17 protein-coding genes are annotated in these 24,731 nt (G+C 34.0%); 15 read left to right on the top strand and 2 right to left on the bottom strand.

Going from position 1 to position 24,731, the window contains the following annotated elements; translation table 11 throughout:
* The first annotated feature begins 10 nt into the window (after nt 1-10).
* The 12 genes from B0A64_RS18085 to B0A64_RS18030 all read left to right on the top strand — a co-directional run bounded on the left by B0A64_RS18085 (nt 11) and on the right by B0A64_RS18030 (nt 19,904).
* Nucleotides 11-3,139, top strand: a complete 3,129-nt coding sequence (locus B0A64_RS18085) for a SusC/RagA family TonB-linked outer membrane protein (protein WP_089480903.1) — start codon at nt 11-13, stop codon at nt 3,137-3,139.
* 19 nt (nt 3,140-3,158) lie between these two features.
* Nucleotides 3,159-4,706, top strand: a complete 1,548-nt coding sequence (locus B0A64_RS18080) for a RagB/SusD family nutrient uptake outer membrane protein (protein WP_089480902.1) — start codon at nt 3,159-3,161, stop codon at nt 4,704-4,706.
* A gap of 208 nt (nt 4,707-4,914) precedes the next feature.
* Complete coding sequence (locus B0A64_RS18075) at nt 4,915-6,375, top strand: glycoside hydrolase family 30 protein (protein WP_089480901.1); 1,461 nt, start codon at nt 4,915-4,917, stop codon at nt 6,373-6,375.
* Between the two features lie 67 nt (nt 6,376-6,442).
* On the top strand, nt 6,443-7,903 hold the full coding sequence (locus B0A64_RS18070) for a glycoside hydrolase family 30 protein (RefSeq protein WP_089480900.1): 1,461 nt from the start codon (nt 6,443-6,445) through the stop codon (nt 7,901-7,903).
* A gap of 36 nt (nt 7,904-7,939) precedes the next feature.
* The gene (locus B0A64_RS18065; RefSeq protein WP_089480899.1) at nt 7,940-10,207 is read left to right on the top strand and encodes a glycoside hydrolase family 3 N-terminal domain-containing protein; all 2,268 of its coding nucleotides are present in this window, start codon (nt 7,940-7,942) and stop codon (nt 10,205-10,207) included.
* Nucleotides 10,208-10,285: 78 nt separating this feature from the next.
* The gene (locus B0A64_RS18060; RefSeq protein ID WP_089480898.1) at nt 10,286-12,028 is read left to right on the top strand and encodes a cellulase family glycosylhydrolase; all 1,743 of its coding nucleotides are present in this window, start codon (nt 10,286-10,288) and stop codon (nt 12,026-12,028) included.
* Between the two features lie 286 nt (nt 12,029-12,314).
* Nucleotides 12,315-13,928, top strand: a complete 1,614-nt coding sequence (locus tag B0A64_RS18055; RefSeq protein WP_089480897.1) for a T9SS type A sorting domain-containing protein — start codon at nt 12,315-12,317, stop codon at nt 13,926-13,928.
* 306 nt (nt 13,929-14,234) lie between these two features.
* Nucleotides 14,235-15,074: an endonuclease/exonuclease/phosphatase family protein gene (locus tag B0A64_RS18050; RefSeq protein WP_089480896.1), complete on the top strand. Its 840-nt coding sequence runs from the start codon at nt 14,235-14,237 to the stop codon at nt 15,072-15,074.
* Between the two features lie 6 nt (nt 15,075-15,080).
* On the top strand, nt 15,081-17,306 hold the full coding sequence (locus tag B0A64_RS18045; RefSeq protein ID WP_089480895.1) for a glycoside hydrolase family 3 N-terminal domain-containing protein: 2,226 nt from the start codon (nt 15,081-15,083) through the stop codon (nt 17,304-17,306).
* A gap of 171 nt (nt 17,307-17,477) precedes the next feature.
* Nucleotides 17,478-17,873 (top strand): helix-turn-helix domain-containing protein, encoded by a 396-nt coding sequence (locus B0A64_RS18040; protein WP_089480894.1) that lies wholly within the window; start codon nt 17,478-17,480, stop codon nt 17,871-17,873.
* A 253-nt stretch (nt 17,874-18,126) separates the two neighbouring features.
* Nucleotides 18,127-18,909: a hypothetical protein gene (locus B0A64_RS18035; protein ID WP_089480893.1), complete on the top strand. Its 783-nt coding sequence runs from the start codon at nt 18,127-18,129 to the stop codon at nt 18,907-18,909.
* A 113-nt stretch (nt 18,910-19,022) separates the two neighbouring features.
* Nucleotides 19,023-19,904 (top strand): toxin-antitoxin system YwqK family antitoxin, encoded by an 882-nt coding sequence (locus tag B0A64_RS18030; protein WP_089480892.1) that lies wholly within the window; start codon nt 19,023-19,025, stop codon nt 19,902-19,904.
* Between the two features lie 114 nt (nt 19,905-20,018).
* Here B0A64_RS18030 and B0A64_RS18025 read toward each other — a convergent pair whose 3' ends face one another.
* Nucleotides 20,019-22,040 (bottom strand): DUF3857 domain-containing protein, encoded by a 2,022-nt coding sequence (locus B0A64_RS18025; RefSeq protein WP_089480891.1) that lies wholly within the window; start codon nt 22,038-22,040, stop codon nt 20,019-20,021.
* Between the two features lie 364 nt (nt 22,041-22,404).
* Nucleotides 22,405-22,623, bottom strand: a complete 219-nt coding sequence (locus B0A64_RS18020) for a hypothetical protein (protein WP_244285446.1) — start codon at nt 22,621-22,623, stop codon at nt 22,405-22,407.
* A gap of 390 nt (nt 22,624-23,013) precedes the next feature.
* Here B0A64_RS18020 and B0A64_RS18015 point away from each other — a divergent pair, with 390 nt between their 5' ends.
* Genes B0A64_RS18015 through B0A64_RS18005 form a run of 3 tightly spaced genes read left to right on the top strand, consistent with a single transcriptional unit; the run spans nt 23,014 to nt 24,673 of the window.
* Complete coding sequence (locus tag B0A64_RS18015) at nt 23,014-23,769, top strand: NUDIX hydrolase (protein WP_089480889.1); 756 nt, start codon at nt 23,014-23,016, stop codon at nt 23,767-23,769.
* A gap of 26 nt (nt 23,770-23,795) precedes the next feature.
* Complete coding sequence (locus tag B0A64_RS18010; protein ID WP_089480888.1) at nt 23,796-24,116, top strand: MmcQ/YjbR family DNA-binding protein; 321 nt, start codon at nt 23,796-23,798, stop codon at nt 24,114-24,116.
* Between the two features lie 35 nt (nt 24,117-24,151).
* Complete coding sequence (locus tag B0A64_RS18005) at nt 24,152-24,673, top strand: GrpB family protein (RefSeq protein WP_089480887.1); 522 nt, start codon at nt 24,152-24,154, stop codon at nt 24,671-24,673.
* Nucleotides 24,674-24,731 lie beyond the last annotated feature (58 nt).

Below are 24,731 nucleotides of genomic sequence, written 5' to 3'. Positions count from 1 at the left end.
TTTTAGAAAAATGAAATTAACAAAATTACTTATTTTTTGTATTTCGTCTCTACTGTTTTCAGTTATCGCAATTGCACAGGATGTTACGGTAAGCGGAACAATTAATGATGAAAGTGGGTTACCCGTCCCTGGGGCAACAATTTTAATTAAGGGCACAAGTAAAGCGACAGCTTCTGACTTTGATGGTAAATTTCAAATAACGGTTCCTTCAAACGGAACTTTATCAGTAAGTTTTGTAGGATACGTAACTGTTCAGGAACCAGTAAACGGAAGAACAAAACTTGAAATTAAATTGCGACCTGAATCCCAATCCTTAAATGAGGTTGTAGTAGTAGGATATGGTACACAAAAGAAAAGTGTTGTAACAGGTTCTATCTCCAGTGTAAAAGCAAAAGATTTAGAAAGTTTACCTATTACAAGAGTAGAGCAAGCTCTGCAAGGTAGAGTTTCGGGTGTTTCGATTGCTGCAAACGCAGGACAACCAGGATCTGCATCTACAATTCGTATTCGTGGTTTTACTACTTTAAATAATAATGATCCGTTATGGGTTGTCGATGGTGTAATCGTAGATAATGGTGGTATAGGATACCTGAATCAATCTGATATTGAATCTATAGAGGTATTAAAAGATGGTGCTTCTGGTGCAATCTATGGTTCTCGTGCTGCTGCAGGGGTTATCCTGGTAACAACCAAAAAAGGTAAAGCAGGAAAGATCTCTGTAAACTATACAGGTTTTGCAGGAACATCTCAAGCTTCAAAAAAATTAGATTTATTAAATGCGCAACAATATGTAACGATCCAAAATGAAGCGAACGTAAATGGTGGAACTCCAACCAGATTTACTGTACCTGCAAATGTTGGAAATGGAACAAACTGGCAAGATGTAATTTTTAATGACCATGCACAACGTACTTCTCATGAATTAAGTTTTAGTGGTGGTAATGATACCTCTACATTCTACATGTCTTTTGGTATCTCTGATCAGCAAGGTATTGTAACGAGTGATATCTCTAATTACACCAGAAAAAACATCCGTTTAAACTCGAACCATAAAATTGGTAAGTATATAAAACTGGGACAGACTTTAGGTTATTCTAACGAAAAAACACTAGGTTTTGGTAATACTAACGATGAGTTTGGAGGACCTTTATCATCAGCAGTAAACTTAGATCCTTTGACACCTGTATTGGTAAGTCCGAGTGCTGCAGTTGGAAATCCAGATTATGCGAATCCAAATGCTCTGAAGGATAAAAACGGAAATTACTACGGAATTTCCAGTATTGTAACTCAGGAAACTTCAAATCCATTGGCCTATACACAAACAAGATTAGGGAACAATAACTTCTCTGATAATTTTGTTGGAAATATTTTTGTCGAAGCAGAACTTTTGCCGGGTTTAAAATTTAAATCTTCTGCCGGTGCAAAATTAGCATACTTTGGTTCAGATAACTTTACTCCGGTTTATTACCTGAACAATGCGACGAGCAAAACTAAAAATGAACTTTTCAGATCGTATCAAAAAAGTTTTAGCTGGAACTGGGAGAATACTTTAAACTATGATAAAAAAATTGGTGATCACCATTTTGGTATCTTATTAGGAAAAGGAACTTATGTAGACAACATTACCTCTGGTAATGATATCACTTATCAGGGTGTTCCTGCAACTACGCATGATGAAGCTTCTTTTAATGTTGATATTCCAATCGCAGACAAGCTTGCAAATGCTTATAATGGTCAAGCTGTTGAGCATAGAGTAGAGTCTTTATTTTCAAGATTAAACTATGATTATAAAGAGAAATACATTTTTACAGGTATTCTTCGTCGTGATGGTTCTACTCGTTTTGGACCAAACCATAAATACGGAACTTTTCCTTCTGTATCTTTAGGTTGGGTACCGTCTAAAGAAGGATTCTGGAAAGAAAATAATGTAATAAATACTTTAAAAATTAGAGGAGGTTACGGGGTAACCGGTAACGATTCTTCTCCGGATTTCTTATATCTTTCAACTATCGGAATTCAAAGAAATTATACTATTGGCGGAGTAGTAAATACAGGACAAAGTCCAAATGCAATTCCTAACCCTGATTTAAAATGGGAAGAAACAAAACAACTTAATATTGGTTTTGAAACGACACTTTTTCATGACTTTAATTTAAGCGTAGATTTATTCAACAAAAAAACAGAAGGGATTTTAATGAAAGTGCCTGTTCCCGGATATGTTGGAGCAACAGGAGATACTTATGCTAACTTAGCCGATATGCAAAATAAAGGTATCGATATTGAATTAGGATACCGTAAAAAAATTGGAGCATTAAATCTTTCTGTTAATGGAAACTTCTCTTACATCAAAAATGAGATCACTTATATTTCTCAAGGAGTTAATTATGTAGTTGGTGATGAAACGGTACAATCTACTGCTTACGAAATCAACAGAACACAGGTTGGACAAGCTTACAATTCATTCTACGGATTTAAAACAAATGGTATTTTTCAAACTCAGGCAGACGTTGATTCTTATAAAAATGCTGCAGGAAAAGTAATTCAGCCAAATGCTAAACCGGGAGATTTCCGTTGGCAGGATTTAGACGGAGATGGTGTAATTGGATCTAATGACAGAACTTTTTTAGGAACTTCATTACCTAAATTTACCTACGGTTTAACGTTAAACTTAGACTACAAAGGATTTGACATGTTAGTTTTTGGACAAGGTGCTGGTGGAAACATGATTTACCAAGGATTAAGAAGACTTGATATTACAAATGCAAACTACCAAACAGAAGTTTTAAATCGTTGGACAGGACCGGGATCAACAAACAGTTATCCTAGAGTTACGACGCTGGACACTAATAAAAACTTTAGTAACCCATCTGATTTTCAATTGCAAAAAGGAGATTTCTTTAGATTTAAAACAGTTCAGTTTGGATATTCTTTCCCAAAAGAATGGATAGAAAGCATTTCATTGCAAAAAGTGAGATTGTATGTAACTGGAGAAAATTTATGGACAATTACTAAATATACTGGTTTTGATCCTGAAATTGGAGGCCCTACTACAGCTGGTGCAAACAATGTGCAAGGTGTTGACAGAGGGTATTATCCTCAGGCAAAATCATACATGTTAGGAGTTAATTTGCAATTTTAATTAAAAAAAATAAAATATTATGAAACTTATAAGTTTTAAACAGTCATTAATCGCCTTTGGAGTGTTACTAACACTTGGGGCGTGCGATACCGATGAAAAATTAGAGGTAAAAGGAGATGGAGTTGTACTTGAAGATAATTTTTACCGAAACGAGAAAGAGGCTTATTCAGGACTTGTTGCCGCCTATGATAAATTAGGAAAATTTGCCGGAGCCATGGAAACCGGGCCACTATTGTTTTTAAATTCTGCCTCTGATGATTTTTATGCAGGTGGTGGTGGTGCAGATGACCAGGCAGGACTTCAGGTTGCGTCAAACTATTCGATAAGCCCGGGTAATATTAAGCCACAAATATGGGCAGATTATTACAAAGGTGTATCGAGATGTAATATCATGGTTGCCAAGCTTCCTGGAATTCCTATGGATGCAGCTCTAAAAGCAAGATATATGGCAGAAGTAAAAGCATTACGTGCTTATTACTATTTTGACCTTGTTAGAATGTTTAAAAACATTCCGTTGATTCTGGCGCCGGTTACCCAGGCAGAAATTACTACAATCGTACAGGCAAAACCAGAAGATGTTTATGCTCAGATCGAAAAAGATTTAAACGAAGCAATTGGGGGATTACCAATTACGATCCCATCAAATGAATCAGGAAGATTAAGCCAGGGAGCTGCAACAGCACTTTTAGGAAAAGTTTATTTATACGATAACAAAAAACCGGAAGCTGCTGCACAATTGGCCAAAGTAAACGGAGCTACTTTAGGAGCTAGTATCTATGGTTATAAATTGATGGATCATTTTTCTGATCTATGGAATCATTTGAACAAATTTAATTCAGAATCTATTTTAGAAATTAGCTACTCCGATAAATCAAACGCTGACTGGGGTAATTATGAAAGAGGTGATGATGAAGGAAACCTTGTTGCTCAGTTAACAGGTATTAGAGGGTACTCCAGAAAACCATTAGGGGCCAGCCTGCCGGATTATATTAACGGTTGGGGTTTTATGGTGGTTACGCCACAATTGAACGCTGCTTTATTGGGAGATCCTCGTTATGCATCTACTATTTTTGATGCAGGTGCTGCAAGAGGTAATGTTAATATTCCAGCTGACCAACCTGATCCAACCAGGCTTATCAGTTATACAGACAGTTACCAGGAAACAGGATATCATTTTATTAAATATGCAGTGGTTAATGCTGATATTAAAGCCTCTAATCCTTTCCTTAATTTTGGGGTAAATGCTTATGTTATTCGTTTGGCAGATACTTATCTAATGGAAGCAGAAGCACTGGGAGGTACAGGAGCAAGAGCTCAGGCACTTTTAGATGCAGTTAGAATAAGAGCAGGTGTAGCACCTGTACCAGTTTCTATTGCTGCTATTTTAAATGAAAGAAGATTAGAGCTTGCCGGAGAAGGGCACCGTTGGTTTGACTTAGTAAGAACAGGTGAGGCTGCTGCTAAACTTGCTTTTAAAGGATTTACTCCTAACAAAAACGAAGTTTTCCCAATTCCGGTTACTGAATTCAATAATACTAAAATGGTTCAAAACCCAGGATATAATTAATAATATTAATAGTGAGAATTGTGATAGAAAATGCTGTTAGGTAGTCTTTTATCAAAGCAATCTCAACTGTTATGTTAGTTTAAGTTAAGTTTAAGTTTGGTTGTAAATAGCCCATAATCACTATGAGTATGGGCTATTTTTAAATCAGGGCGGCTATGAATTTGACTCCTATATTTCATTAAAGTCTTAAAATATAAAAACATACTCAATGAAAAAAAACGGCTTTATTATTACCTGTTTATGTTTTTCTCTGGCTGTTTTTGCACAGCAGAAAAACCAAAAAAACCAACAAGTATTTACCACAAACAACAAAAAGATCACAGTATATACTACTGCTGATAATACAAAATTAAGGTTAACCCCTACAGATAATTTATCTTTTACAACATCAAAACAACCCGTTGAAACCGAAATTTCGGTTTTTGTTGAGCCGTCAAAAAAGTTTCAGACTTTTATGGGGATCGGTGGTGCTATTACAGATGCAAGTGCCGAAATTTTTGCGAAACTATCAAAAGACAAACAGCAGGAATTTTTAAATGCTTATTACGATGCTCAAAAAGGAATTGGCTACACCCTACTAAGAACAACCATACAGAGTTCAGATTTTAGTAGTGCAAGCTATTCTTATATAGAAGAAGGCGATAAGGATTTAAAAACTTTTTCTATTGAACATGATAGGCAATATCGTATTCCTTTAATAAAACAAGCGATCAAAACAGCCGGAGGAAAATTAGTAACCTATGCAACACCATGGTCGCCAAACGCTTTTATGAAAAGCAATAAAAATGTATTAAAAGGAGGGACTCTGCTTCCTGAATTTTATCAGCCATGGGCAAATTTTTATGCAAAATTTATCAAAGCTTACGAAAAAGAAGGAATCCCGATTTGGGGAACCTCAGTACAAAATGAGCCAATGGCAACACAAACCTGGGAATCTTGTTTGTATACTGCCGAAGCCGAAAGAGATTTTTTGAAAAATTATTTAGGACCAACACTTAAAAAAGAAGGTCTGGAAAGAATAAAAATCATTGCCTGGGATCATAATCGTGATTTAATGGTACAAAGAGCCAATGTAATATTCTCAGATCCTGAAGCATCAAAATATGTGTGGGGAATTGGATTTCACTGGTATGAAACCTGGACAGGAGCACAGCCCTTGTTCGAAAATGTTGCCAGAGTTCATGAAGCCTATCCGGACAAAAAATTAATGTTTACAGAAGGATGTGTAGAAAAATTTGATGCAGCAAGATATCAATTTTGGCCAAATGCCGAGAGATACGGAACTTCAATGATCAACGATTTTAATAACGGAACAGTGGGCTGGACAGATTGGAACATTCTTTTAGACCAATACGGAGGTCCAAATCATGTAGGCAATTTTTGCTTTGCCCCAATACACGCAGATACAACAACAGGAGAATTAATATATACGCCTTCGTATTATTATATCGGACATTTTTCAAAATTCATTCGTCCAAATGCCGTTCGGGTAAGTACAGCAGTTAGCCGAAGCTATTTGCAAAGCACATCATTCTTAAACACCGATGGCAAGATGTCTACCGTAGTAATGAATCATACAGATAATGAAATCACCTATAATTTAATAGTAGCGACAGAAAAAACAGTGGTAAAAATACCAGCGCACGCAATACAAACCTTAGTGTATTAATTTATTTTTTTAGTAGTTAAGGGCTATTTATTTAGCCCTTATTTTTTTTAATAGCATCTAATATACAATGAAATCAACCCATAAAATTTTAATAATTCCAATATTAATACTGCAATTAAGTTGTTTATCAAAGGTTGTGGCGCAATCAGGTAGTGGGAAATCCAAAACAAATTCAAAAATCAACGTTTATACTACTGCAGAAAACACCAAGTTAAGATTATCATTGTCTAATGATCTAATCTCACGTTCCCAACAAACAAATTCAGCAGTCTCAATCTCTATAGATCCTTCAAAAACATTTCAGACATTTTTGGGTATTGGTGGTGCAATTACAGATGCAAGTGCTGAAGTTTTTGCCAAACTGTCTCCAAAAAAACAACAAGAATTTCTTACTGCATATTATGACAAAGACAAAGGAATAGGATATTCTCTTGCCAGAACAAACATACACAGTTGCGATTTTAGCAGTGAGAGTTACACCTATATTCAGGAAGGAGACAAAGAGCTGAAAACCTTTAATATCGATCACGACAGAAAATATAGAATTCCATTAATCAAAAAAGCAATGGAAACAGCCGGCGGGAAATTAACTTTATTTGTTAGCCCATGGAGTCCCCCAGCTTTCATGAAAGATAATAACGATATTTTGCACGGCGGCGTTTTATTGCCTGAATTTGCGCAATCCTGGGCAAATTATTATGCAAAATTTATAAAAGCATACGAAAAAGAAGGAATCCCAGTTTGGGGATTAACCATTCAAAACGAGCCAATGGCAAGCCAGAGATGGGAATCCTGTATTTATACTCCTGAGGCAGAACGGGATTTTCTGAAAAATTTTCTGGGACCAACTTTAGAAAAGGAAAATCTGGGTGATAAAAAAATAATTATCTGGGATCATAACCGTGGAGATATGTTGGTAAAAAGAGCCAATCTTGTTTTCTCTGATCCTGAGGTTTCAAAATATGCGTGGGGAATTGGATTTCACTGGTATGAAACCTGGAATGGCGGAACACCAAAATTCGAATCAGTTGCCGAGGTATATAAAGCATTTCCAAACAAAAACTTAATTTTTACCGAAGGTTGTATTGAAAAATTTGATGCTACAAAATTCCAGTTTTGGGGCAATGCAGAACGATACGGGCTTAATATGATTAATGATTTTAATAACGGAACCGTTGCCTGGACAGATTGGAATATTCTGTTAGATCAAAATGGCGGTCCAAATCATGTAGGCAATTTTTGTTTTGCACCCCTTCACGGAGACCTTTCAAAAGATGAATTAATTTATACACCAATGTATTATTATATTGGGCATTTGTCAAAATTTATCAGACCAAATGCAAAAAGAATCGAATCAAACCTAAGTGATAAAAGTTTGCTAAGTACCTCGTTTAAGAATACAGATGGAAAAATTGTAACCGTTATCATGAATTCAACCAATAAAGAAATTGTTTACAGTTTAGTAAATAATTCTCTAAAAACAACCATTACTATACCGGCACATGCAATGCAAACGCTGGAATACTAGAATTTTAATTATGAAATATTAATTTAAAAGTTTCAAATGAAAAACAATACATTGCTAGTGCTCGCCCTATTGATTTGTGGAGCAGCATGGAGTCAGGGAGCAAAAAATATAAAGTCAGATATTGACGCAAAAGTTTCTGAATTATTGTCTAAAATGACCCTTGAAGAAAAAGTAGGTCAAATGACTCAGATCACCGTTACTATATTTGAGGATCCTGCAAAACCAGGTTATTTTGATGCTGCAAAGCTCAAACAAGGAATTCAGGATTATCATATTGGGTCTATTTTGAATGTGCCAAATCCGGGTGCTCCAACCTTAAAAAGATGGCAGGAAACGCTAACAGCAATATCAAACGAAGCGAATAAAAGCCGACTTAAAATTCCTGTTTTATATGGTATCGATGCCATTCATGGTGCAAGTTATACCGCCGGAGCCACTTTGTTCCCGCAACAAATAGGTTTGGCAGCGACTTTTAATACTGATTTGGTCAAACGTGGTGCCCAAATATCTGCCTATGAAACAAGGGCCTCCTCAATTCCATGGGTTTTTTCGCCGGATTTAGATTTTCCGAGAAACCCTGCATGGTCAAGAATGTGGGAATCCTTTGGAGAAGATGCTTATTTGTCTTCAAGAATGGCAGTGGCGCTGGTAGACGGTTTTGAAGGAAATAACAATGTTGGCTCAAAATATAGCGTTGCCTCCTGTATGAAACATTACATAGGTTATGGCAGCACTACTACAGGAAAAGACAGAACACCAAGTATTATTCCCGAAAGGCTTTTAAGACAATACGATCTCACCATTTATCAGGCTGCGATTAGTGCAGGTGCAAAAAGTGTTATGGTAAGTTCCGGAGAAATAAACGGAACTCCGGTGCATTCCAGTAAACATTTGATTACAGACATTCTTAAAAAAGAATTAGGTTTTCAGGGCGTGGTAGTCACAGACTGGAAAGATATTATCTACTTGTATACCAGACATAAAGTTGCCGAGTCGAAACGTGATGCAGTTCGTATCGCAGTTATGGCAGGAATTGATATGAGTATGGTTCCTGAAGAATTTTCTTTTTATACAGATCTTGTCGATTTAGTAAAAAAAGGCGAAGTACCAATTTCAAGAATAGACGACGCAGTTACCAGAATATTAAAAATGAAATATGAACTGAATTTATTCGAAAATTCAGTTGCGAATCTAAAAGATTATCCAAAATTTGGATCGCCTGAGCACATTCAGGAAGCCTATAATACAGCTGCGGAATCGATTACTTTGCTAAAAAATAATGCAGCCGTCTTACCATTAAACAAAAACGAAAAAATACTGGTTACAGGAGCAACAGCCAATAGCATGAAATACCTTAACGGAGGTTGGTCTTATAATTGGCAAGGCGAAAACTCTGATACTTATGCGGCGGATAAATTTACCATTTTAGAAGCCTTTCAAAATAAATTAGGGAAAGAAAATGTGCTCTATACACAAGGTGCAGATCTTGAAAAAGAAGATGATGCCGAAATTGATAAAGCAGTAGAACTAGCCAAAACCGCTTCGAAAATTGTTTTGTGTTTAGGAGAGAAAAATTATACAGAAACTCCGGGTGATATCAGCAATCTTTACATAAGCCCTTCGCAGGTAAAATTAGCGCAGGCCTTATCAAAATTAAACAAACCAATAGTCTTAGTGTTAAACGAAGGAAGACCAAGATTGATAAGTGATTTTGAAGATAAAATGAGTGCTGTAGTCCAATGTTATCTTCCCGGAAACGAAGGAGCAAGAGCATTGGTAGATATTTTATACGGAGACGTAAACCCAAGCGGTAGATTGCCTTACAACTATCCAAAATATCCTAATTCGCTAGAAAAATACAATAGAAAATATACCGAAAGTATTTCTGAAGGAGAACAAAACAGCGATGCCAAATACGAGAAAAGTTATTCGCCCCAATTTGAGTTTGGAACAGGATTGTCATATACCACTTTTGCCTATTCAAATCTAAAAATTGACAAATCGGAAATCATTGCTACAGATGACATCAACGTAACTGTAGACGTTACAAATTCAGGATCAAAAGCAGGAAAAGAAGCCGTATTGCTTTATTTGTCAGACAACGTGGCAAGTATTACACCGGAAGTAAAAGCGCTGAAAAGATTCGAAAAAATAAGCCTGAATCCTGGAGAAACCAAAACGGTACAATTTACTTTGAATCAAAAAGACCTGCAATTTGTAAATGAAGATTTGAAATGGATTTCTGAAAAAGGAAGCTTTACTATTCAAATTGCCAATCAAAAAAAGGATTTTCAATTAAAATAAGAAATAATCTATATACCTGCAAGGATTAAAAAACCTTGTGGGTATTATGCTTTAAAAAATTAAAGATGTCGAAATAGCATGAAAAAAATACTTATCACATTACAATTATTACTTTCGATTACCGCTTTTGGACAAGGATTCCTGCACAGGGACGGACAGAATATTGTAGATGGCAACGGAAAAAATATAATATTAAGAGGTCTTGGTGTAGGTGGCTGGATGGTGCAGGAAGGATATATGCTGCAAACACAGCCCTTTGCAAGTCCTCAATATGTTATCAAACAAAAAATACAGGAAGTTGCAGGCGAACAGGGAACCAAAGAGTTTTATGCTGCTTATAAGGCAAACGGAATCACAAAACGAGATGTAGATTCGCTGGCAGCCTGGGGTTTTAATTCGATCCGTTTACCAATGCATTATAATTTGTATACGCCATCGATCCAGGAAGAAAAAAACGGTGAAATTACCTGGATAGAAGAAGGTTTTACCATAACGGATAACTTAGTAAAATGGTGTGCCGAGAATAAAATGTATCTTATTCTGGACCTTCACGCTGCTCCGGGCGGACAAGGAAATGATGCTGCGATCTCAGACTACGATACCACAAAACCATCGCTTTGGGAAAGCGAAGCCAATCAGAAAAAAATGATTGCCTTATGGCAAAAACTGGCTTCCCGATATAGAGATAATCCATGGATTGGAGCTTACGATATTATAAATGAACCCAACTGGAATTTTACAGGAACCAATAAAAACGGTTGCGACGAAAACTCAAACGGACCTTTGAGAGCATTAATGGTACAGGTTACAAAAGCGATTCGCGAAGTCGATACCAACCATTTAATTTTTATTGAAGGAAATTGCTGGGGAAATAACTACAACGGAATTTTCCCGCTATGGGATGAAAATATGGCATTGAGTTTTCATAAGTACTGGAACTACAATACCAAAGAATCGATCCAGAAAATGCTGGATTACAGAACTAAATACAACGTACCGATTTGGTTGGGAGAAAGTGGAGAAAACTCGAATGTTTGGTTTAAAGATGCCTTAACTTTAGTAGAAAGCAACAATATAGGATGGGCTTTCTGGCCCATGAAAAAAATCGAAAATATTGCAGGAGTAACCTCAGTAACCAAAATTCCGGAATACGATGTTTTATTAAAATACTGGAAAGACGGCGGTCAAAAGCCAACGGCTGATTTTGCGAAAAAGGCCTTAATGAAAATGGCGGATAATTATAAAATGGAAAACCTGACCGTAAAACCGGATGTAATTGATGCGATGTTCAGACAAGTACAAACAAATGATACAAAACCGTACAAAAAACATTTGATTCCCGGTAAAATTGCCGCAACTCAATATGATTTAGGAACAAACGGAGCGGCTTATCTCGATAAAGATTTTATAAATTACAGAGTAGAAACCGGAAAATTTGAAGAGTGGAATAAAGGAAATACGATGCGAAATGATGGTGTCGATATTTTGCCCTGCAAAGATACGGGATCAAATGGTTATCAGGTTTCGTTTATCGAAGATGGAGAATGGTTGCAGTTTACAGCCAATGTTATCAAACAAAAAACGTACAATGTAGCAATCCGATATTCAAGCGAGAATTTAGAAGGTAAACTTTATCTGGAAACAGAAAACGGAAAGAAATCAACAACAATCACACTTCCGGTAACAGGAGGAAATACGAAATGGAAAACGATTGTTTTGTCCGGAATAGAACTAAATGCAGGAACAAATAAAATTAAAGTGTTTTTTGAAAAAGGAGGATTCAATTTGAATTACTTAGATTTTTCGGGAAGTAAAAAGTAAGGTATAACAGAAAAGTAATTTCTGTATGCTTTTTAAGCAAATAGAATTATTAAGGACGCATAGCAATATAATTTCAAACTAATTGAGCATACATACAATCATGATTTAATAACCACAAAAAAAGAAAAATTATGGAAAAAAGAAGATGTTATCAAGTAATAGAATGGAATCGTAAAATCTATAAGCCGCCAAAAAAATAAGTGTAATTAATTCTGATATTTTAATGTTTTATAAGATTTTGAATGAGTAATGAACCCTATTAATCACTAATAAACTATTACAAATTATGAAAAGAATTATACTATTATTTACGTTATTATTAAGCTTCGCTGTTTATAGCCAGGTTACTGTTACACCACAAAGTTTACAATATAACAATAGTGGGTCGCCAGGTGTTAATGTTGGTGGTTGTGGTCTTATAGATTTAGGGGCCAGTACCTCTACATCAATCAATTTTGGAGTGACATTATCAAAACCAGATGCACTTGTAACCGGAGATGGTAACGTTTATGTTTATATCAAGAAAAATGCCGGATCAAATGCCGTATTGAAACAAACAATTGCTATTCCGTCAGGTAGTTGGCCAACAAATGTTACGACTTCTGTAGTGACCGTTTCAGCAAGTCTTAATGTGGTTCCGTCTGATTTTGATCCTACAGGAGGATTATTATTTGTGACATACACGAGTAGTGGCGGTGCTGGCTATACTTCTTGTAGTTATCAAGTAAAAAGAAATGCAACTCCTGAGTTTAAATTAGCACCATCATTACTTGGTGTGCCTTGTAATTCGACAATATCAACCACTTTTTATGTAACAAATGTATATAATTCGCCCGGCACACTTGTTTATTCGTGGATTATTGGTTCTGGATGGAATGTTGCTGCCGGTACTTATCAAACGGCATCAAATAGTTATACATTAACACCGGTGAGTTATCCTCCCGGAAATATTACAGTTCAGGCAAAATTAGCCGGTGTAGATTATAGTGCAGGAAGTTCAATAGTAAGTCTTGCGCCTTTTACAAGTACCGCAACAATTGGCGGGATCAGTTCCTATTGTACCTATCCTACAGCATCAATATTTTCAATCGATGCCGGTGCAGGAAATACAGTTGCATGGAGCATTTCAAACTCTTCAATTGGCACTATTAGTTCACCATCAAATTCGCAAGTAACCGTTACCTCGTTGACTCAGGGTATTTTTACATTAAGTGCCCTCATAACAAATCCATGCGGACAAACAGTCACAAAAACAAAAGTAGTTACAGTAGGGGCTCCAATGCCACTTATTGATAATTATTCCTGCCCAACAGAAAGTGCTCCTTGTGCGTTGAATAATCCGGCAAACAATAATTATTTAATTTACAACCTGTCTGCACCAGTTGGTAGTTACGTTCCTGTAAGTTCAGATTGGGAATGGGACAAAATTTCAGGAAATTTTTATTTCTTAAATAACGGACTCTATAATAGCGCGACTGCTACAGGAACACAAGGAAGTATTTACCTGACAGGCGCAAATCCTACAGACAATCCGGCAAAATTTAGAGTAAGAGTAAGAAATTCTTGTGGTTGGGGAAATTGGAGAACTTACAATTGGACTGATGGAACAACTACTCCAACTAATCCGGGAAATCCTCCAACAGCTTATTTTAAAGTATCACCCAATCCCGTATCATCTTATTTTGATATAAGTTTAATAAATCCAAGTGTTGCACCACAAACATCCAGTCCAAAAGTTATTAGAATTTATGGGCAATATGGACAACTTTTGCAAAATAACACCGTTTTTTACGGAGTAGGATATAATAGCTATAATATGACCTCTTTTGCAAGCGGAACCTATTATGTGAGCATTACATTTGACAGCTTTTCTGAATCACATACCATTATAAAAATATAAATAAGTAGCATATAAATTTTTAAACTTGCCTGAATAGTATACGATGTTGAAATAATAAGTTGTAGATCCAAAGTTTATACTATTCAGTCAGGTTTTAAACAAAATGAAAACATCGATGTAAGTTCAAAAAAAAGAAAAATCTTACCTGTTCTGAAGGTATTTTTTGAAAGAAAAACCCTTAAATTAGTACTTTTAATATAGCTAATGTTAATTATGGGAGCATACATAATTAACATTGTTTTAAAGTTAATTTTTTTCTGCGACGCTACTGAAATGGTAGCTTTACCGAATTAAATTTTTTTAAACATGAAAAAGATAAATCCAGTTTTTTTAGTAGTACTGCTATTTTTTGTTAGTGCTTCATTTTATGGTCAGCATTTAAAAATCATGACCTACAATATTCGATTAGATGTTGCCTCTGATGGAGAAAATGCGTGGCCAAACCGGAAAGATTTTTTTACTTCGCAAATTCAATTTTACAGCCCTGATATTTTTGGAGTCCAGGAAGCAACTCCCAATCAGGTTATTGATATAGCAACAGCTTTTCAGGATTACAACAAGTTTGGAATAGGGAGAGAAGAAGAAGGAAAAGGAGAAGCATGTACGATTTATTATAAAAAAGGTCGTTTTCAAGTACTGGAATCAAACACGTTTTGGTTGTCAGAAACACCCAATAAAGTTTCAAGAGGCTGGGATGCAGCCTGCAACAGAGTTTGTACGTATGGTTTATTTAAAGACGTAAAGACAAAAAAGTTGTTTTGGGTATTTAACCTGCATCTGGATCACATGGGCGAAGTAGCCAGAGTAAAAGGAGTAGAATTAGTGCTTTCTAAAATTGCAGCATTAAACACCAAAAAATATCCGGCTTTTTTAATGGGAGATTTTAACTCAGAACCGGATACCAAACAAATTGTAAACATTAAAAAAGTAATGGATGATACCAAAGATGTTTCTAAAGAAAAACCTTTTGGACCATCAGGAACGTTTAACGATTTTAAACACAATGAACCAGTAACCTTATTAATAGATTATATTTTTATCTCTAAAAATAGTGGTCTCACAATACAAAAGCATGCAGTTTTAAGTGATTCGAAAGATTTAAAATATCCCTCAGATCATTTACCTGTTTTAATAGAAATTAATTAAACAAGAATGAAAAAATTAACCACATTTACCTTGTTGATGGTATCGCTTTTTGCAACTGCCCAACAAGAAACAATCGATCAGAAAGTAGATGCTCTATTGAAAAAAATGACCATAGAGGAAAAAATAGGTCAATTGAATCAATATACAGGCGATAACTCGGCAACAGGACCAATTACAATAAATCCAAACAAACAAGCCGAAATAAAAGCAGGAGTTGTAGGTTCTATGCTGAACATTATCGGGACAAAATATACCAGACAATATCAGGAACTGGCGATGCAATCGCGACTTAAAATTCCGTTGTTATTTGGTCAGGACGTTATTCACGGTTACAAAACAACATTTCCAATCCCGCTAGCAGAAGCAGCAAGTTGGGATTTGCCAGCAATTGAGTTAGCAGCCAGAGTTGCAGCTACAGAAGCTTCGGCAAGTGGAATTCACTGGACATTTGCTCCCATGGTAGATATTGGTCGTGACCCGCGTTGGGGACGTGTTATGGAAGGAGCCGGAGAAGATACTTATCTGGGTTCTAAAATTGCTTATGCCAGAGTAAAAGGTTTTCAGGGCAATAAACTCGGAGATTTAAACTCGGTTATGGCTTGCGTAAAACATTTTGCAGCTTATGGCGCCGCTGTAGGTGGTAGAGATTACAACTCAGTAGATATGAGCGAAAGAATGTTGTGGGAAACCTATTTACCACCCTTCAAAGCAGCATTAGACGCTGGTGCAGCTACATTTATGAATTCATTTAATGATCTAAACGGAATTCCGGCAACTGCAAATGCACACTTGCAACGTGATATCTTAAAAGGCAAATGGAACTTTCAGGGATTTGTAGTCTCAGATTGGGGGTCGATAGGCGAAATGGTAGCACACGGATACTCCAAAGATCTTAAAGCTGCTGCACTTGCTGCGATTACTGCCGGAAGCGATATGGATATGGAAAGTAATGCCTACAGGTATAACCTGGCCCAATTGGTCAAAGAAGGTAAAGTACCTGTTGATTTGATCGATGATGCCGTAAAACGTATTTTACGCAAGAAATTTGAATTGGGATTATTTGATGATCCATACCGATATTCAGATCAAAAAAGAGCAGATAAAGTCCTGAATGATCCTGAAAACAGAAAAGCGGCTCTTGATGTGGCGCAAAAAAGTATCGTTTTATTAAAGAACGAAAAAGAAATTTTGCCATTGTCTAAAAACCTGAAAACAATTGCATTTATTGGTCCAATGGTAAAAGAGTATAAAGAAAATATGGGCTTCTGGTCTGTAGAATTACCAGATGTTGATTATAATAAATGGATCGTTTCGCAATGGGATGGTTTGCAGAATAAAGTAGGCAAAAACACCAAGTTACTTTATGCCAAAGGTTGCGAAGTAGACGGAGACAATAAAGATGGTTTTGCCGAAGCTGTAGCAACTGCCAAACAAGCCGATGTTGTAATTTTGAGCATAGGAGAAAGACGCGATATGAGTGGCGAAGCAAAAAGCCGAAGCGATCTTCATTTGCCGGGTGTTCAGGAAGAATTAGTAAAAGCAATACAAGCAACCGGAAAACCAGTAGTAGTTTTGGTAAATGCAGGAAGACCATTAATTTTTAATTGGACTGCAGATAATGTTCCCGCAATTGTATACACCTGGTGGTTGGGTACAGAAGCAGGAAACGCAATCGCTAATGTTTTATTTGGAGATTATAATCCGTCCGGAAAATTGCCTATGACTTTCCCAAGAGAAGTAGGGCAGGTGCCTATCTATTACAACCATTTTAGTACAGGAAGACCAGCAAAAGACGAAGATGCAAAAAATTATGTATCTGCTTATATCGATCTTAAAAACTCGCCTAAATTTCCTTTTGGATACGGTTTGAGTTATACAAAATTCAATTATTCAGATCTAAAATTGTCTACCCCGAAAATGAAGAACAATGAAACCATTAAAGTTTCATTTCAGTTATCAAACGTTGGTAAAGTAGCCGGAGAAGAAGTAGTTCAATTGTACTTAAAAGATAAATTTGGATCAGTTGTAAGACCAGTTTTAGAATTAAGAGATTTTCAAAAAGTAAAACTAAATGCAGGAGAATCTAAAACTATTGAATTTACAATTGACAAAGAGAAACTTTCTTTCTATAATAACAAACTAGAATGGACAGCAGAAGCAGGAGATTTTGAAGTAATGATTGGAGCCTCATCAGCAGATATCAAATTAAAATCTGACTTTGAATTGCTTTAAATTCAAAGTATAATAAATCTTCTTTTTTATAATTTGTTATTGTGCGAAAAATAGTATTTTTACATAATAAAAGCAAGTCAGCAAATACTACTTAAAATAGTAAATTACAAATGCTGGCTTGTGTTTTACAAAAATAGAAAGTTTTTAAAGAATTTTAAATACCTTTGAATTATGAGTACAGCAACAAAACCAAAACATATTGGCAGAAATATTAGCCGGATCAGAGAGCTTCGTGGCATGAAACAAGAAGCACTAGCAGAAGCAATTGGTTTAAGCCAGCAATCTGTTTCTAATATTGAAGGAAGCGAAAATGTTGATGAAGAAAAATTAAATGCGATTGCTGAAGTTTTAGGGGTTTCTGTAGAAGCAATTAAAAATTATAGTGATGAAACAGCATTGAATATCATTAACAATACTTTTACTAGTAATGATAACTCGACCATAAATGCAATCAATTTGCAACTTAATTTTAATCCTCTTGATAAAGTTGTGGAACTTTACGAACGCTTGGTTTTGGCTGAAAAAGAAAAGGTCGAATATTTAGAAAAATTTTTGAAAGGGAAATAATATTTTTGATAAAAGAATCTCTTATATAAAATGCGCAATTACCATTGTGCATTTTTTTTTGTTTTTATGAAAATTAGTTTTATGAAATATTTTTTCAGATTTTTTTAATATTTAATAAAATACTTACAGTTGTAATTGTTTTATAGATAATTTTGTAATATTATTATTCTTATTTATTTTTTTTAATAAAGAAATCGTAAGAAATATTTTATTTTACAAAATATCAAATTAGTATAAAACAACAATTTTTATTATGTTTAGAGATAGATTTGGGGAAAATAAGAATAGAAACCCATTTGATAATGATATATGGGAAAGAACAGATGCTATTGGAGAAATGCTGGAAGCCAGAAAAAGTAAGGATCGCTATGAAAATCTTTTTTCTTTTCATCATAATTTCTTTGCTGATGGTCCAAACACAATAGCTTCTGAAGGAGAACTTTATTTCGAGAGTAAAGACAATACAATATATCGAGGAAACAAAGACGGTAGTTGGACAAAAGCGACACAATTGAGTGAAGTTGTAGTTAGACATTTAATTGGCACATTAGTTCAAAGTGATGGAATAAGAGTTTTTGGTTTTGGTGCAGACCCAATTGCAGGAAGTGGAAATTTAGGAAATGACAGAGGTTCCGGATCTATTAATACGCCAAGTCATGACTTTAATACTTGTATTGATTTAGGTTATTTATTGGGCAAATTATTCCCCAATTCATCAATGATGTATCCGTGGCTTTTGGAGTTTGAACTCAGATTAAAATATGGAGCTCCTAATACGAATTCATCCGTTTCTAAAAATGCAATTTCATCTGATCCTGAAATGATACTAATGCCACTATATAATTATAAAGCTACCGACATTTTTGGAGGAAATCTTTCAGGAGTTCATGAAAAAAAAATAAAAGATACAACTGTAGATCCTTCTCAAAAAGATGATATTGAGAGAATTAATTCACGTAATCGCAAAGAAGCAGAGAAAGAAATGGAATATAAAAACAGAGAATTTCAAAAAAAAATAAATAACTACAAAGATTAAATGATGAAAAAGCATAAACTTTTTTTAGTATTAATACAGGGTTGTTGAAAATGCGTCATTAGTCAAGAAACTTAACTTTAGTTAAATGCGAACCCAATTAAACAAAGAGAAAATTGAAAAAGAATGTTTTATTACCAGTATTAATTTGCTTACTATTTTCTTGTTGTGAGAAAAAAACAATAATTGAAAATGAATTAAATGAAATAGGAATTAATAAAGAAAATTATAATGTAATCGATACATTTTTTTATGAAAATAAAAGAATAAGAACAATACGGTTTTTCAAAGAAAAATCAGATTATATTATGGTTGGGTTTTACGAATCGGGAAAAAAGAAATCAATTGCCAATATTAAAAATAAGAATCAATTTTATGATAAAATTATTGATTGGTACGAAAGTGGGAGACCTAAATGTATTCGTAAATATGATAGTCATGGAATACAAATTGGTAAAAATATAAGTTTTCGAGCAAATGGAAGCCTTGAACATGAGTATGATAATGACAAAGAACAATCAACTGATTATTGGATAAATGGAAAAACAAAATTTAAATTCATAGAAAACGTATCGCAAAGTTATCATTACTTTAATGGCAACTTCATGGAAAAATATACCCAAAAAATAAAAGACGAATATAACGTAGAATATTTTAATGAAAATGGAAGGCTGGTTTTTTCAGGACTTTATAAAAAAAAGATTCTTTTTAAAGATAATTTAAGATATAATGGAAAAATCATTTGCTATTTCGACAATGGAAAAATTTCACATTTTGAAAATGTTGTAAATGGAATTCCGAATGGAAAATTTTATGCTTATTATGGTAATGGAAATTTAAAATATGAAAGTAAAGTAGAAAACAAGGAAGAAATTTATTACAAGTATTATCATGAAAATGGAAAAGTTGATTTTATTCGGGACAGAATAAAAAATACATTTACACAATGGGACGAAAAAGGAAAACTAATAGAACAAGTACCACTTACAGGAACTTAACTTAAGCTTTGACCAGAATTTAAAAAAGAGCTCCATGATTACAGTTTCAAGGAGCTCTTTTTTGTTAATATTACTTCTATATCAATACCTATTTGAGAAGTTTTTTTGTTATCATTATTTCACTAATTTTTTAAAATTAAATTTCATCAAATTCATAAAGCCTTGCTCTATAATATCAATTCCAAGTCCAAAATTACTATCAGCAACAGCATGATGCGCATTTCTGAATTCTTCGAAATCTGAAGTCGGAATTTCTAAATTTACCAATGGAGTGTAATCAATGTAAATCGATGCACCGTTTTTTGTCACTTTTTTGCGACTGTTATAATCAAAATACGGATTTTTAATCGAGCTTTCCTGCACCGTATATTTTTCTTCTACATCAATTCGTTGATCCGTATAAAGATTGATTTCATACTTTTCGTTGTCAAAATTATGCCAGAATGCAATATCTGTAAGCAGGAAATCGCGAGCATTATTTTTGATTACATTTCGATCAAAATACATCAAAAAGCGATTCTTTTGTGCATCTGTAAAATAAGGATCTTCAACCGTAGCTTTGTACTGAATAGTGTATTCGTTCAGTTGTTTATCATCGCTCAATGTTTCGATTGTAGTCTCTTTGAAGATATTTCGAACATCAGTTCCGTTTCTGTCATTATTATAATTCAGCGTGTAGAAAAAGAAATTATTCCAGCTGTCAATGATTTCTCGTTTATTGGTGTTTTTAAAATATTTACGCATATAATTGGCACGATTTCCTTTGTAAGTTGTCGTTAACAAAAGCTGACCAATATTATTCTGAACATTAAAATCTGCCTTTTCATTAATCCCATAATAAGGGAATTTATGCGCCTTTTTGATCTTTAAATCCTGATTAGGTTTAACCTCTAAATAATGCATGAAATAAATAAAGCCGCGATTTTCGATTAATCCAAATTCGTCACGAATTGTGGCATCAATAAAATAAGTTTCATCCTTATAATCGATTTTTACAATAACATGGTTAAAAGTAAGAAGCGATGGCAAATAATGTTTTATATAATGATCCGTGCTAAAATTAACCAGCACCACAGTAGCATCAACCTTTATATAATCTAAAATAACTTTTAGTAAAACAGATTTGGCCTTACAGTCTCCCTGTTTATTTTGGTACGTGACAGATGGTTCCTGCGGTTTGTGACCGTTCATTTCATCTGCATTATAAACATAATAGACATGATTTTGTACATAATCGATTGCAAATTGCAACTGTTCGTCTTTGTTTGTAATCGCATCCAGCTTTTCGACCAAATTTGGTGCAAATTCATGCAAAGAAGCCTTTTCGTAAACCTCTTCGTATAACGGTGAAATATAATTAGATAAATCGATCCAGTTGCTATCAGTAGCAAAGTCAATAAAAGGAGCAACCTCACGATTTGTATCAACAAAATTGATGTAATTTTCTTTATCAATAGTAAATTTCTGACCTTTCTCTAAATAGTAAATTTCCGGTTCTATTACATTTCCCTGCTCGTCTCTGAAAAAAGTTTTTTTGTAGGCAATCGACTTCTTACGATCGTTGATAAAAGTAAATTTATAACTTCCGTAAGCCCAATAAGTACTGGGACTTACCCAAACAAATTTCAGAAACTCCTTGCGCATAAAGTCACGTTCTGTAAAAATCTTTACCCTTGAATCCTCCATAATCAAAACATCATATAAACGGAGATCTTTTATCGTAATATTGATTTTTTTATTGCTGCTCAAAACCCCACCATCACTTTGGTTTTCGCTGTCCAGTACTTTAATTTTAGTATCAGGAATTTTATCGATTAAAACACCTTCACGTAAAACACTTATTCGGTGTATAATGTAAGTTTCGTTTTCTTCGACAACCACATCCATAACCGAAGCATTTTCCAGATTCGAAGGTTCGTTAAGCGTATACGCTACACAAGCATATTCGCTGTTTTCGTCGTCACTGGTGTAATAAATTTTATCCAGAAAATAACAATAGTCTCGTCCTTCATCGATTTGTTTACTTGCAAAATCTGATTCTTTTATATATTCAATAAGTTGATTGTCATTGGTATTAGTAGCCCATTCTGCGGGTTTTTGAATTTTGTAATTCTCTGATTGAATAAGATTCTCCATCGTTGTATTTTTAATATTTTCAAATAATTTAGTATAAGTATAATCCTTTTTTTATTGCGCTGTAAAAGTGCAGCACTTAGAGAATACTTACAGATTGCTAAAATTAATTAATTTAATTTTCTTAATAAAATTGCGTCATTTTATTGAGATGGACAATTGAAATTAAAAAAAAGTTCACTTTTTATTACTATTAAACTTAAAATTTAAGGATATAAAAAAAGTTTTAGAGCCTATAAGTTTATGATAAATAGTAATTTACAGGAGAGGAATTAAAATAAAAAAACCTCGCTTTTTCAGCAAGGTTTCAGTAAGTTTTAGACCAGTAATTTAATTAAAATCAATACTTGTGATGTGTAATTTGAAATTATTTTAAAACAGTATGTATAAAATCCATAGCGCCAATTCCTTTATAAGAGGCAAACAAAGCTTTATCAAAAGCCTCACGTTTTGCTTTTTTATCTTTTGCCTCAGTTTCTATAATCATTTCGTTAAAAATTCTTTCCTGTTCTTCACTATATTTTAGTGAAGCTTCTAAAAGGTCATTTTTTGATACTAATCCAAAAGAAGAGTATATCTTTCTCATAAAACTCTTATTCATTTTTTCTAAATTTGGAATGCTCATATTTAAATCATTAATGTTTTTTCTGTACTTAAATAGACTAATTTTTTTGGCTTTTGTTACAAAAAAAACAATATTAAAAGTTGTTAGTTAATACGTTATCTGATTCTAAGAATTTGTTTTGCTAAAAAAACAGCAAACCAAAAACCTAATGTGTTATAATGACGCAATGTACTTATTTTTTCTAATTCAACTTTAATTTTAGGCAAAAATTGTGATTTGCAAAGAGTATCATTTCTATTAAGAATTTTAGTAAGTAATAAAGTCTATTTGTAAAAAAATGTTTCGGGTTTGCAAAAATGATCTAAATTGCAAGTTGATAAAAAAAAGGAAAATAGATTTTAATAAAACAGAATGGCAAAAGGAATATTAGATAATAACGAAAACTACCAGCCTGGACTTTCAATAGACTGTGTTATTTTTGGTTTTCATGATAATCAGCTTAAAGTTTTATTGATTAAAGCTCCTTATGAAGACAAGTGGTCTTTGCCCGGCGGATTTGTTCCTATCGATCAGGATATTGATACAGCTGCAGTTACTGTTTTGAATTTGCGTACAGGAATGGAGGGTATTTTTTTAAGACAATTTGCCACTTTTGGAAGAGTAAAACGCAACGATAATCATTTTGAGAAAGCCGTTTTAGCCCATTTTAATATCCTGGAAGAAGATGGGAAATGGTTTACGCAACGTTTTGTAACAATTGGATATTATGCCTTAGTTGATTTTTTAAAAGCAATTCCGCATAAAGAAAACAGTACAGAAATCATAGAATGGATTGATCATAAAGAAGTGCCGGATCTTATCCTGGATCATAAAGAAATTCTGGACAAGGCATTAAATACGCTTCGAATAGAATTGAATTTAATGCCAATAGGATATAATTTATTACCCGAAAAATTTACCATTCCCGAGCTTCAGAAATTATATGAAACGATTTTGGATCGAAAACTCGACAGAAGAAACTTTTTAAGAAAAATAACCAACATTGGAATCCTGACCAAACTCGACGAAAAGAAAAGTAACGTTGCGCACAAAGCACCAAATCTATACACCTTTGATAAAGACAAATATGAAGAAGTCTTGAAAAACGGATTGAATCAAGGTTGGTAAGATATTGTATAAAAAACATATTTAATATGGTCTCAATTGAAAACTTTAGAAAATTAGCTTTAGCGTTTGAAAATGCAACCGAAGAACCACATTTCGAGAAGACCTCATTTCGTGTCAATAAGAAGATATTTGCGACTTTTGACGAAAAGAACAATCGGGCAGTATTGAAATTAAACGAAATCGATCAATCTGTTTTTTGTGCGTCAAGCGAAATGATTTTTTATCCAATTCCGAATAAATGGGGCAAACAAGGCTGGACAATTGTAGAACTTTCAAAGGTAAGGTCAGAAATGTTTGAAGATGCTTTAAAGCTTTCTTATCAAAATGTTACCTCAAAAAAGAAATAATCTGCTAATTATTATATTTGTAAAAAAGAATTTACATGATTGGTAGTGAAAGTTGGAATATAGTAGTGGTTCTATACAATTCTAATTGGGTAGAAGAGTTTCAAAAAATTGAAAAAGAATTGCTTTCAGTTTTAAACGACTCAGTATTGTCAATTGAGCATGTTGGGAGTACATCTGTGACCGGGCTATCTGCAAAACCTATTATTGATATTGATGTTGTAGTCGATAATGATATGTTTTCAGTAGTAGAACAAAAGCTAAATATTATTGGTTACGAGCATGCTGGTGATTTAGGGATAAAAGGCCGAGAAGCTTTTAGTTATAAAAATAAAGAACATCTTATGGAGCATCATTTATATGTATGTCATAAAGATGCCAGAGAATTAAAACGACATACGACTTTTCGAAATTATCTTCGTATGCATGATGAGGAAAGAGATAGATATGGGCAAATTAAAATTGAAATGGCTAAAAAATTCCCTCATGATATTGATAATTACCTTCTAGGAAAGGAATCTGTAATTTTAGACATTTACAAAAAATGCGGATTATTATAAATTTTTTTTTGAACAGAAATAGAAATTAAGATTTTATACTTAATTTTCTTAATATCTT

Origin of the sequence: Flavobacterium araucananum (assembly GCF_002222055.1) — a bacterium.
Lineage (GTDB): Bacteria > Bacteroidota > Bacteroidia > Flavobacteriales > Flavobacteriaceae > Flavobacterium > Flavobacterium araucananum.
The sequence above is the reverse complement of the archived record's forward strand: the minus strand, read 5'-3'. Positions and strand labels throughout refer to the sequence as shown.